The following is a 12,632-nucleotide window of genomic DNA, read 5'->3' as shown; positions in this document are numbered from 1 at the left end:
CGGCGATTTCGCCGCTTGGGAGCGTGCGGAATTCAGCGATTTGGCGCGAGCGGATTGATCGGCCTTGTTCGGTCGTCCGCCACCGCGGTCCGCCACCGCCGGGACGGCTTTGTGCGGGTTTGTGATGGATTGTGCGTCTGATACACTGCCGCGGTTAAAGCAGGGGTGACGATGCCGACGCCGGACAAGCAGCTTTCAGCCGAGCAAAGCCGGCAGATCGCCGATACCATTCGCGAAGAGATCGCCCGTCGCCGCATCTCCCGGCAATCGCTGGCGGAGCTTGCGAAACTCAGCCTCTCGACGCTGGAGAAGGTGCTCGGCGGCCGCCGCCCGTTTACGCTCGCAACCACGGTGCGGCTGGAGCAGGCGCTCGGTGTTTCCCTGCGCAAGACGGCGGATGCACCGGCGCCCGTCGCGCCCAACGGGAACGGCGACATCGCGCCTGACGGGTTGGGCGCCTATTCGCGCCGCGCGGTGGCCTGGATCGAGGGGACCTATGTCACGGTGCGTCCGTCGTTCGGCGACAAGGATGCGATCTTCGCCTACCGCACCGAGATCGTCTGGGACACAGTGGCGTCATCGCTGGTGTTTCACGAAAGCGAACGGCAGGATGCGGCCTACACCCAGTATGGCGAAGTGGCGGTGCCGAACCAGTCGGGCCACATCTATCTCGTCACCAACCGGCACGGCCAGTATCGCCTGATCACGCTGGCGCGGCCGGCGATTTCGGGCGAGATGTATGGCATCATCACCACGCTGCTCGCCGGCCGCGGCTCGCTGTTGACGCCGATCGCAGCCCCCATCGCCTATCTGCCGATCAAGATGATCCCAAGCCCGACCTTCGGGAGGATATCGCAGAGCGATGCCAATTATGCGGTGTATCGCCAGCATTTGCGGCGAACGGTCGACGAGCCGTTTGCGTTGTTCTTGCCGGGATAGCGCGCACCAGCCTTGCATTACCGGCGAAACCCACTATATGAGCGATATTCGAGTTACCGCTCTGCCTTGTTGACCACGCCGAAACCGGCCCCAATCCCCAAGACATCGTTGAAATCGGATCAAGCCTGCGCGGAGGTCGTGCGGGCAAAGCGCTTTCGCGCATCTTGGAGATAGTTACATGGCTACCGGAACAGTTAAGTGGTTCAACGCGACCAAGGGTTTTGGCTTCATTCAGCCCGATGATGGCAGCACCGACGTTTTCGTGCACATCAGCGCCGTCGAACGTGCGGGTCTGAGCTCGCTCAATGAAGGTCAGAAGATCTCGTTCGAAGCGAAGAAGGACCCGATGCGCGGCAAGACCAGCGCCGAGAATCTTCGCGTCGATTAAAGGTTGCCGATTTTGGATTTCCACGGATGTACTGGGATCCTCTGATTGGCCTCCGATACAAGAGCCCGCCGGTGATGAACTGGCGGGCTTTTCGCTTGTCGCATCCCGGTGCACCGTCATGAAGCAATCGCCGCCTTGTCGGTCGGCTTCGGCGCGTTGAATTTCTGTCGTAGCGTCGGTTTGTGGATTTTCCCCGTGGCGTTGCGCGGCAGGGCGTCGACGAACTCGATCAGGCGCGGACATTTGAACCGCGCCAGATTGGCCTGGCAATGCGCATGGATCTCCTCTGGCCGAAGCGTATGGCCGGGCTTGACCGCCACGATCGCCATGCCGACTTCACCCCATTGCTCGTTCGGGATACCGATCACCGCAGCTTCGGCGATTGCCGTGAGCTGATGCAACACGCTCTCGACCTCGGCCGGATAGACGTTCTCGCCGCCGGAAATGTACATGTCCTTCCAGCGGTCGACGATGTAGTAGAACCCTTCCTCGTCGACGCGCGTGGCATCGCCGGTGTGCAGCCAACCGTCGGTGAATGATGACTGGTTGGCGTCCGGCCTGTTCCAGTAGCCCGGCGTGACGTTTGGCCCCCTGACCCAGAGTTCGCCGAGTTCGCCGACATCCGCGTCCGTCCCGTCAGGACGGACGATCCGCACTTCGGTGTGTAGCACTGGCTTGCCGGACGAGCCGGCCTTGCGCGCGGCGTCCTCGCGGTCGAGCGCCAGCACGGCCGGAGACGTCTCGGTCATGCCATAGCCCTGCTGCAGGGCGACGCCGCGTTCTTCCCACACTTTCAGGAGCGGTACCGGCATCGGCGCGCCGCCGACGCCGCCGATCACGAGGCGGCTGAAATCGGACGTCGCAAACAAAGGATGCTGCGCCATGAACTGGTAGATCGCGGGCACGCCGAAGAATTGGGTGATGCCCCAGGATGGGTCGCTGATCAGTTGCAGCGCCAACGCGGGATCGAACGCGCGCATGATCAACACCGTGCCGCCGGCATGCAGCACCGGATTGGTGTAGCAATTCAGCCCGCCGGTATGAAACAGCGGCAGCACCGTGAGCAGCACCGTCGACGGCGAGACATAGGCGGGGCCGCCGAGGTTGACGCAATTCCAGAATGTCATGCCATGGGTGATGATTGCGCCCTTGGGCTGACCTGTGGTGCCCGATGTGTACATGATGGTCGAGATGTCATCGAGTGTGACCATCTCCGCGTGATCGAGCGGCGTCGAAGCCGCGATTGCCGCCTCGTAGGAACCATCAGCGCCGAGCAGCAGTGCGGATGAAACGTTGCAGAGCTTTGCGACCGTGAGTGCGACCTCGGCGAGTTCAGTGTCGTGGATCATCACCGTCGGCGAGGCATCGCCGACAATGAACTGGAGTTCGGGAACGGTGAGCCGCGTGTTTAGCGGCAGGAATACCGCGCCGATCCGGAAACAGGCGAACTGCACTTCCAGCGTATCCGTCGTGTTCAGCGCCAGCACCGCGACGCGATCGCCGCGCGTCACACTGAGTTTGTCGCGCAGGTGAGTGGCAAGCCGCGAGATGCGCGCGTCGAACTGCGCGTAGGAAAGCCGGCGTTCGCTGGCGAGGTCGTGGGCTGCGATCTTGTCCGGCGTGCGACGGCCGAAATGCGCGATCCAGTCGTAATAGCGAACCGACGACATGCTTCCTCCACGTCCAGCGGTCTCGCGCCGCCGGTTTTGCTGATGGTATTCAATTTAGCAGGAGATGGTTCATATGGGGGCCCTGTCTTGCGCGGAGTGGCTGGCGTGGGGACTGTTGATCGGGTCGGCATTAGTTGTTCCTGAAATGCCCACCCACACACCAATCGTCATAGCCGCGAAGGCGGGTATCCAGTACGCCGCGGCCCATCGATCTGATCGCTGGCGCCTCTGGAATACTGGATCATCTGCTTTCGCGGATGATGACAGCCGGTGGATGACACGACTTCACGATCTCGCGGCCTGATTTGCCCGAGGCTTGCTATCGAATTTCCTGGCCCTCCAGTCAGAGGGCGCAGGGAATGCCGGGTGCACGCTGCACCCGCGGTCTCGTGTGCAATAGGCGAAAAAAATACGCACACGAGCATACAGGGCAGCGGAGGCATCCGACATTCCCTGCGCAATGGCTTTACGGCTTATATCGCGCTCTCCCCGGCGGGCCGGGCTCGTTGTCACCGTCGCCTCGCGGATATCGCGCTCGATCCAGTTGGATCGATGCGCAACCGCGAGACTTGACGCCAGCATCGGGGCGTCAGGACCACACGACTTTGCCGTACGCATCCGTGCCGTACGTCAAAGGCACATCCGCGTCCACCGCATCCCATCCCGCGCTTGTGACGATCGCGAAACGCCCCTCGTACCGGGACGGGACGAAATCGATATATTGCTGATTTGGCCTCATCGTCAAGTCAATTTCGGAAAATCAGAAATTGACTTGCGCGACCGAGGACATCGCGTCAGGCTGAGAAGTTCCAAAAACGGAGCCGAGCATGACCTTTTCGGAAAACCGCTTTCACACTTTTCCGGATCATGCTGTAGCCGCGCGGCACCCGTCACAAGTGAAGCTGCCTCACCCAACGCACCGATGCGAGATCACTATCGTCATCACTATCGTCCCAAGAGACGGGAAATCGTCTCGGCGTCGGCATCGAACGGCTCGACCCCGATATACCGGAATTTCGCTTTGGTATCTGGATCGGAACGGATCGCTTTGATGATGGAGGTCAGTGCAGCCATCTCGGTCGGAGACGTGTCTTTTGGAGCGCCGACGGCATACCAATCTCCGTTTGAGTAGCCTGGAAACGTCTCTGCCATCGTAGGAACTTCGGGCAATAACGCATGACGCGCCTCGCCGGTGATGGCGAGCGATCGTACGCGACCCGTGCGGGCGACATCGACGGCGTGCAGGATAGTGGAGAACATCAGGTCGGCCTTGCCGGAGCTGACGAGAACAAAGGCTGCATCGTACGTTGCCGGCATCCGCTCTCCTGCAATGGAAAAGTGCTTCAGAAACCGCTCCGTTGCGGCGAGAGCGGTCGGATTGCCCGTATCCACATAGCGGATGGGTTCGGGACGAGAACGAGCGTACGCGACGAACTCTGCGAGCGTACCCGAAGGAAACGTTGGAGACGTCATCGCGACGTACGGAACATGAGCGAAGCCGGCGATCGGGATGACGTCGTCGGGAGTCGGCGAGTCGCTTCCGAATAGAACGAAATGGTAGTCGTTGCTGCTGTCGAGAGGGGGCGGCCATCCCCGTTCCGCCGGAGACCCGGCAATCCCGTAGGAGGCAAACGATAGCTCGGACTCGATGGAGCCACGAACCCCTTCGTCGCGCTGTCGTGGGCTGCTCGATCCGATGTGCCGAATCCTGATGTAGGCGTTCGGGCGAAGCGGAACATCGGGGGCCGGCCTGACCTGCGCAGTGGGATCCCTACCGTCAGATGTCAGGATATTGGTGACGCCGCATCCTTCGTGGCCGCGCGAGACATCGGCCAACCGTCCGCTCGAACCGTCGAACACGCAATAGTCCATCGCGTTGATTGGCGCCTGCATCCCAGCTGGAAGGACGTATATCGTGTATCGACTCCAGGCCGGCAGACGGTCGATGTGTTTGACGATCCTGTAGATCTTCGTCTGCTGCTTGGCGAGAGTTGCCGGAACGGCAGTCATCTCTTCCAGTGCGCCGTTCCGAAGCAGCGCGGCGATGCCCGGCTTGCCCGGCGGGATGGAGTATTTGGTCAGCGGCCCGATCCAAACGGCCCGATCCATCTCGGCAACTGTGTCCGGAAGGAAATCTGATGGCCCAAATTCATCGAAGGAGGGAAGACGGATGCCGTGGAGGCCAGGTCGGTAGACGATCCTGTCGTATCTGCCGATCTGGCGTTCGAGGACTCGTCTCAGAACGTCGTCGTCGAGATTTCCTCTCGGGATCGGAAGACACAGATCGAAGGTGACCTTGTCCGCGGGAACGCCGGCGACTGCGGAATTGTACATTCCGCCTATTCCCTTCGGCGAAACCACAATGACCCGGTCCACAAGGTCGACCTTGCCTTCGACTTTCCAGACCATGGGCGCTCGACTGCCCAGGACCAGATAAAGCTGCCGATCACCTTCGAGTATCACCCGCGAGGCGAGCGTCCGGCTGTCCTGCCCCATCGTCGAAATCGGCGAATCGATCCGGCCCCGATCCACGCCGATCGCCATGATCTTCGCATTAAAGCCGGGCGAAGGAAGCGTACACGCGGGAAGCCGTGGCCATTTCGGAGCATCGGGATCGTTCACGGCGGGGTCGTCCGCGAACGGTGGCAATTCCGCGAACGGTGGCAATTTGGGTCCCCACAGCGCGGCCAGCCGGACATTACCCGCGGCATCCTTCGTCACGCGGCCGATCACTAACCCTCGAGAGCCGGGGCCCGGAAAACCGTCGCATGGCGGCGCCTGACCCTCGAGCGTGATATCTCCCGGATCGATGTCTCCCTTGACGACCTTTTCGATGCGTGCGGCGACCGGAGCTTCGCGCACCCATGACCCGACGACTTCGAGATAGACGGCCACAGTTCCTTCGATGACGGGTAGATCGTTCTCCTGGGCGAAAAAGATCGTCTGACCCGACGGCCCCCTGCAGGAGTATGCGGGCTCGCAGAGAAAGAGGACAACAGACAAAACTGCGAAAGCGACCAGACGGGCTTTGATCATTCAAAACCACCTTGTGAAAACTCTCTCGACGAGTACCAGATACGCTGACCGCGGCAAACACCCGCGCAGCGATCACCGGACTTCCGCTGTTGGCACGAAACGGACCTGCCGGGCCGACCGGACGAGGTCCGTTGACGGGCGTAGAGCGGAAGTCGGCGGTACGCAGTCAAACCGACGCGCTTGACCCTAAGGAGACCTAAGCAACAAGTTAGTCAGGCTTGAACAACAAGTTAGTCAGGCTTGCTCGCCAGATTCCGCTCCCGACGGCGCCGCTGACCTCGACAAAGGAGATTCCGGCGGAAAACCTAACTTAAATTTTAAGGGCGCTGGTTAACAACCCGGCGCTCCCTAATGACTATCCTGTGGCTATGGCATGAAATTGGCATGACGGCGCAGGAAGTGGAGTCTATTGTGTTTGGCATGGGTGGTTAGGGGGATTTTGGGGTGTTCAACGTCGGCGCTGCGGCGTGGCGTGGGGATCGAACCGGACAATGCGTCGTCAGGGACGCCGCGTCGTCTCCCGGCATTTCATTTGCGTTGATCCATGCCGTACCGCGCGCGGAAATGCTGCAGCTCGTGCGATCCGGCGCGACCGTCGTCCTGGACCTGCATTTGCCGACGGATCAGCCGGGGATATTCTTGAGCTGCCGTATCGATCTGTGCTTCCAGGATCTGTCGCGGCTTCGGCGCTCGTTTCATCAAGCCGCCAATCATCGGTCGTCGGCCTTGGCGATCGCCGGGATGACATTGCTGTTGGCGGTCTGCGGCTGGATCGTCGGTGGAACCGAGGGCGTTCACCGGGCTCTTACCGGAGGCGCGCCGCGACAAGACGGATCGGCAATCGCGCACGAAACCATCTTCCGCTGGTTCGGCGCCCGCCTGCTGCGCCCCGCCGAAGCGCCGGGATTGTTCAGCATCCTGGTGGACGTCTGCCGCCGCGCCCGCTTATCTCGTTTGCCGGATATCTATTGTCTTCCCGCGCCTTCGCAGATGAATGCCTACGCGCTTGGTGGTCCCGAAGGCGCCGCGATCATACTGACCGAGGGATTGCTGCGCGGCATGACACGCGATGAGATCGCCGGCATCCTCGCCCATGAGGTCGCCCATATCCGCAACAATGATATCTGGACGATGAGTTGGGCGGCGGCGCTGCATCGCTCGATCGAATGGACGTCGCTCGCCGGCCTTGCCTTGTTGCGCGCGCAACATGGTTGCATGGCGGTCAGCCCATCGCTTGCTGCACTGCTGCGTGCCGCGCCTTCGATCGCTCAGTTGCTTTGCTTGGCACTGTCGCGTACTCGCGAGTTGGACGCGGATGCCACCGCCCTCGAATTGACCGGAGACTGGCAAGCGCTGATCGCAGCGCTCCGCAAGCTGGAACGCCACCACGCCGGTTTCCTGGTCCCGTCCGCGGCCGCGCGAGACGACGGTACGATGCGCTTGCTTCGCAGCCACCCCGCGACATCGGAACGGGTCGGCGCGCTACTCTGCCTCGCTTAGAGCATGATCCGGAAAAGTGGGAGTCGGTTTTCCGAAAAGATCGTGCTCGAACAAAAGAAAATGACCTGCAAAGTGAAAGCTGGTCGAATTAGGTCAACGCGTTTGCCGAATGCGCGGCGAAGCACGTCGCAATTTGGAACCGTGCACAGTGTTACCACAAAAATAACGCGAGACCTCCGCGAAACCATCGCTCGTGCGGTGCATTGTGGGGAGAATGTACAATGAAAAAAATCGGGAGCAAATGCCCAGAACGAGAGAGCAACCCAGACGAGGGTTAGCTCGCAACTGGGATCAACGCGGAAAGCAACAGTTCCGGATTAGCAATTTTCCTTTCTACGTTGTCCCATCATAGCTGTATTGGCCCGCGTAACGCAGCGTTTGCCCAGTAAGTGGCAGAGACGTTGACGGATGTGGACTGAACTGTTTTTTGCATACAACCGGTTCCGATTGATTGATCCCGATTGAGTGATCGCGTGCGAGTGCGTCATGCCGCTGGGATGGCGGCTTGCTCGTCGCGAAATGTTCGGTCGCAAAGACCAGTTCGAGTGCGAAGACGAGAGCACGTCGTCTTCGTTCGTTGTGGGCTGAGGGCACCACCCATCGCAAGGGAGATTAAGCGATGACACACTTCGATACCCAGCAACAAAACCCCGCGCACAATTGGCAGTCTAATCCGCAAGGTTGGTCAGCGTTCAACGCGCCATGGATGCAGGCGATGGCCGGCTACGGACCGGGCGGCTACGGTTCAGGCGGTTATGGACCGGGACAGCCGGCATATGGCCAACAACAATACGGCCAATATGGCGGTCAACCCGCCTTCGGTGCCTCTGGATACGGTGCAGGAGGGGGCGCGCAGCCTCATCAGGGCTGGGGCCAGCAGCAACCGCAGTGGGGGCAGCAGTGGGGCGGTCAGCAACGCCAGCTTTCGCCGCAGGATGTGAATGAGGTGGTACGGCAATTGGTGCCGGCGCTGCCTCAAATTTTGGCCCAGGCACAGCAGTCGCACGGGGCGATCGGCTACGCGGCCTTTGGCCAGGCGCCGCGACAGTTGAGTCAGCAGGATGTCAACGAAGTGGTCCGGCAGCTCATGCCTATCGTACCGCAAATCGTCGGAATGCTGCAGAACCAGCCGCAACTGCAATACGCCGCTATGCAAGGCGGGCAAGGCTTCGGTCAGCAAGGCTTCGGTCAGCAAGGGTTCGGCCAACAAGGCCTCGGTCAATTCGGACAAGGCTTCGGGACGCCGTTTGGCATGCCGCAATTCCAGTCGGCATACGGCGCTCAGCAAGGCCGGCAACTAACGCAGCAGGACGTCGCTGATGTCACCCGCCAGCTGATCGGCGTGATTCCGCAGGTCATCGGCAACCTTCAGGCTTTTGGTCAGCAGCAGCGGATGATCTGACAGCTGTCGGCTTCACCGGCAATCTGCGGCCGCCGCCCGGTTCGGCGCGGCGGTCGCCGTCGAGCGTTATTCGAACGCGTCGATTTCAACGACGCGCCTGATGAAGGAGAACCACTATGCCCGCCTCCAATCCTACGGCCTCCAACGCTTCGCAGCCGCCGACGCAAGACCTCCAGCAACTCGTCGGCCTGCTCGGCAATTTGATGCCGCTTCTGCTGCGCCTGCAGTCGCAAGCCTTCCCGCAGGAAGCCTACCCGTCGCAAGCCTTCGATCCCTCGCTTCAGGGCGGGGCCGGTTTTGCCACTCCGAATCCGGCGCTTGACCGTCAGGCTTCGGAGAATTTCATCAGTGATATCATCGCCGAACAGCTGCGCACGTTCTCCGCCTATCTCGAAGCCAACGCCGGGCAATATGCCGGCCTCCAGAACTGCATTCCGATCGTCACGGAGGCCGCGCACAGGTTCGTGGCGCGCGACTACGCTCAAGCCTTCAACCTGATTTGGCTGGCCTATCGCGCGATCGAAACGATCCGGGCCGCCGATCCCCGCCTTCCGCCACCGCGGGCGGCTTCGGCCGACCAGACCCTGTCATCCGTTCATTGAATTTTGGAGACCACATCATGAGCGAAAATTCAGATGGTAAGGGCTCCGCCTCGCGCAGCCGTCGGCGCCAACCGGCGAGCGCGCCTACCAGCCAATACATGATTGCGCCGGCGGGACCGGGCGTCACCAGGCAGACCCTGGTCGATCGGCTCGAGCAGATCGGCAATATCGAGATCTTACGAACCTACGCGGAGCGTGAAAATCTCTGCCCGCCGATTGCGGTGGTGCGCGCGTCCGACGAAACCGCAGCTGCGCTGCGCCGCTCTGGCGCCGGCGCGTTCGTCATCGAGCCGGACCGCCCCCTGCGAGCCGCCTCGTTCCCCGGCGCCTTGCCGCAAACGCCCGTGATCGCTGCGACGACCGCGTTCGGCGGGACCTTTAGGGTGACGGCTCAAACGTTGGGCGAGAGCGGTGAGCCCGTCGAGTTTGCCGCTGTACAACTGGTCGGGGAACGCGGCACGGTTCAAGGGCGGACCGACAAGGACGGCAAAGTCGATCTCATTCTTTATGGCGAACCGGCCGAAACCGTCACCGACCTGTTCATCAAGCCGCGCTCCGGCTATTGGGGCCTTTGGCGGCATCGGCCGGAGCTTCGGGCCGACACCGTGAATGCCTTCACCCTGCAGTCACTGTCGCTGCCCGAGACGCTGGATTGGGGCGGTCAAGCGATACGTTTCGATCAACTTCCCGCTCAATGCCGCGGTGCCGGAATCAAGGTCGCCCTGATCGACAGCGGCGTTGCCACCGGCCACAAGCAATTGGCCGGAATCGGACACGGCATAGATATCAGGGGAGGCGAACAACGGACCTGGTTGCAGGACGACGTCGGCCATGGCACGCCGTGCGCGGGTATCATCAGCGCCGTTGCGGCCGATATCCACGGCATCCGCGGCTATGCGCCGGACGCGGAACCGCATGTGTGCAGGCTTCCTCTCGACGCGCGTTGCAGCGATCTCGTCGCCGCGCTCGACTATTGCCTGCAGCGAGAGATCGACGTCGCCTGCCTTGGGTTCGGCTGCGAGCGGGGCTCGGCCATCGTCGAGCAGCGCATCGTCGCGGCGAAACAGCAGGGCGTCGCCATCATCGCCGCGGCCGGCAATTCCGCTGGAGCGGTGCTGTTCCCCGCCAGTTCCCAACATGTGGTGGCGGTTGGCGCGATCGGACAACTCGGAAGCTACCCGGACGACAGCCCGCAGGCGGCTCAAGCGGCGGCGGCGGGTCCGATCGCCCGCGGGCTATTTGTGCCGCCGTTCGCCTGTCGCGGGCCCGAGCTCGATCTATGCGCGCCCGGGGTAGCGGTCATCGCCTGCCAATCGCCGGACGGCTACGCCGTTTACGACGGTACCTCGCTGGCGGCCGCGCATGTGACAGCGCTAGCGGCGCTGGTCCTCGCGCACCATAGCGATTTCAAAGGCGGCTTCACGAGAAGGGACTTTCACCGGGTCGAACGACTGTTCCAGATTCTCAAAGGCACCGCACAATCGATCGGTCATCCCTGGCTGACCGGCGCCGGCCTCCCCGACGCGGCGCGCGCACTTGGCGTCCGCTCCGCAGCCAAGCCGATCGGAGCGACGCTCAATGCCGAATTGGCGGAGATGCGCAGCGCCATCCGGCAGCTGAACCAGATTCGCTCAAATGCGAGCGAGGCGAATTTGTTCGAGCCGCCGCGCGGTCCGGCCAATGTTTCGCAACTGCCGCTGAATCCGACGCCATGGTCGTTGGCGCCTGAGCACAGCGCAGATGCGGGCGTGCGCGAGCTTAAGGCGGCGATGATGCTCGCGGGTCTTTCCGGCGCGCGTTGAGTTCGTGTTCGTGCCTGGTCCAACGGGCGCAATAGCTTCGCCTAGTGCGCCCGCGTGCGCGTCGCAAATCGCGCATCACAAATAGCGATCTCGGTCGCGAGGTTTCTAGAAACAGGGGAACCGCAAGTTCCTAGGCCGGGCCACCTATTCGCTCATTTTTGGAAACGGCTGAGCGCACGCCTTTGCGGGTGACGTCGCTTATTGATGGCACGTTTGCGACATGCCGTGCCCCATCTCGAAGCTGAGCTGGACCTCGTCTAGCGAAAGCAGTAGCTTCCATCGGCGCGCAACGAAATGGTCAACGGAGGCCCTCCGTGGAACATCGCGGCATCAGTTTCTCGGTCGTCGAAATGAACTTTCCGCGCGGTTGGAAATGGACCGTAGGAAAGGGCAAAACGGTTACGGTCGGCGTTTGCGCCACCAGACTAGATGCGATCCGTCAGGCTCAAACCTTTATAGACGCAGTTATAGATTGGGCAGCGTAAACCACTGCGGGGCGGATCGCTCGGGCGCGCGAAGTTCAATTTCTGGTTCTAGCCCCGAGCCGGACGGCGCTCCAACCCTCCCGACGTCGGATGTCTGAGATAAGATAAGCCGGACATTGCGCGGGGCGCTCTCCTTTGACCGCCGCTCGCGACTTCCCCTTCTGGCACTTTTCGGACGTCACAGCCGGACTCAGGAATGTCCGCTACTGGGGGAAGAGCGGAAGTCGCGATTGCGTCGCCTGACTTCCGAGTCTGACCTTTAGCCGACATTCGGTCCAGGCGCGGCTATGTCAGCTTTCGAGGGTGGAGGAGACCGAACCACAAGCCCTTGTCCGTAACCACAGGCCACGCGCGGGCTATGCAGCTGTTGGTATCGCCGATCTGCACCTTTCGCTCGCAGGTTTTCAACCGTCGGAAGGCTGTTCTCAACTGAATAGAAGCGATCAAGCTGGCTCAAAAGCTTCCATTCCCGAAACGATCGAAGGAGACTCGTGAAAATCCAACTCGTTCAATCTTGCCAGGAGCGCGGCCAGCCTGGGTGGCGGCGGCGCATTCTCATTAAGTATTGAACGTAAGCGTTCGCCGATCTCGGTGCAGATAGCCCGTGAATGCGTTTCATCGATCAAGATGCCATCTAGGTGCTTCGACATGTTGGTCCCCTGCTGATCTATGCAGAGCGTAGCAGGCAGGTGTTTCAGCCAATTTGAGAAAATTGGCTATTTGCAAGTTCACGCGGATGGTGAAGAAAACACTAAGGTGCGGCGCTCACTACACGGCGAGCACAAGTGAAGCGGCAACGGCGCAGCCA

General features: G+C 61.4%; 9 protein-coding genes. 6 read left to right on the top strand and 3 right to left on the bottom strand.

The genetic code is table 11. From position 1 onward, the window contains the following. The first annotated feature begins 171 nt into the window (after window positions 1-171). The gene (locus V1283_RS35775) at window positions 172-939 is read left to right on the top strand and encodes a helix-turn-helix domain-containing protein (RefSeq protein WP_334391298.1); all 768 of its coding nucleotides are present in this window, start codon (window positions 172-174) and stop codon (window positions 937-939) included. A gap of 178 nt (window positions 940-1,117) precedes the next feature. Continuing rightward, the gene (locus V1283_RS35770) at window positions 1,118-1,327 is read left to right on the top strand and encodes a cold-shock protein (protein ID WP_057841312.1); all 210 of its coding nucleotides are present in this window, start codon (window positions 1,118-1,120) and stop codon (window positions 1,325-1,327) included. 116 nt (window positions 1,328-1,443) lie between these two features. On the opposite strand, the gene V1283_RS35765 is transcribed toward V1283_RS35770, so the two are convergent. Both V1283_RS35765 and V1283_RS35760 read right to left on the bottom strand, forming a co-directional pair. Further along, window positions 1,444-2,997 carry an acyl-CoA synthetase gene (locus V1283_RS35765; RefSeq protein ID WP_334391297.1) on the bottom strand — a complete coding sequence of 518 codons (1,554 nt, stop codon included), beginning with the start codon at window positions 2,995-2,997 and terminating at the stop codon, window positions 1,444-1,446. Between the two features lie 945 nt (window positions 2,998-3,942). Beyond that, window positions 3,943-6,033 (bottom strand): tripartite tricarboxylate transporter substrate-binding protein, encoded by a 2,091-nt coding sequence (locus V1283_RS35760; protein WP_334391296.1) that lies wholly within the window; start codon window positions 6,031-6,033, stop codon window positions 3,943-3,945. A gap of 444 nt (window positions 6,034-6,477) precedes the next feature. Here V1283_RS35760 and V1283_RS35755 point away from each other — a divergent pair, with 444 nt between their 5' ends. The 4 genes from V1283_RS35755 to V1283_RS35740 all read left to right on the top strand — a co-directional run bounded on the left by V1283_RS35755 (window position 6,478) and on the right by V1283_RS35740 (window position 11,339). Further along, a complete protein-coding gene (locus tag V1283_RS35755) occupies window positions 6,478-7,533 on the top strand; it encodes a zinc metalloprotease HtpX (protein ID WP_334391295.1) in 1,056 nt (351 codons plus the stop codon). A 619-nt stretch (window positions 7,534-8,152) separates the two neighbouring features. Then, complete coding sequence (locus V1283_RS35750) at window positions 8,153-8,935, top strand: hypothetical protein (RefSeq protein ID WP_334391294.1); 783 nt, start codon at window positions 8,153-8,155, stop codon at window positions 8,933-8,935. 116 nt (window positions 8,936-9,051) lie between these two features. Further along, window positions 9,052-9,537, top strand: coding sequence for a hypothetical protein (locus V1283_RS35745; RefSeq protein WP_334391293.1), 486 nt, complete (start codon window positions 9,052-9,054; stop codon window positions 9,535-9,537). A gap of 17 nt (window positions 9,538-9,554) precedes the next feature. Then, a complete protein-coding gene (locus V1283_RS35740; protein WP_334391292.1) occupies window positions 9,555-11,339 on the top strand; it encodes a S8 family serine peptidase in 1,785 nt (594 codons plus the stop codon). A gap of 928 nt (window positions 11,340-12,267) precedes the next feature. On the opposite strand, the gene V1283_RS35735 is transcribed toward V1283_RS35740, so the two are convergent. Continuing rightward, the gene (locus tag V1283_RS35735; RefSeq protein ID WP_334391291.1) at window positions 12,268-12,474 is read right to left on the bottom strand and encodes a hypothetical protein; all 207 of its coding nucleotides are present in this window, start codon (window positions 12,472-12,474) and stop codon (window positions 12,268-12,270) included. Window positions 12,475-12,632 lie beyond the last annotated feature (158 nt).

Origin of the sequence: Bradyrhizobium sp. AZCC 2262 (genome assembly GCF_036924535.1) — a bacterium.
In the GTDB taxonomy this organism is placed as follows: Bacteria; Pseudomonadota; Alphaproteobacteria; order Rhizobiales; family Xanthobacteraceae; genus Bradyrhizobium.
The sequence above is the reverse complement of the archived record's forward strand: the minus strand, read 5'-3'. Positions and strand labels throughout refer to the sequence as shown.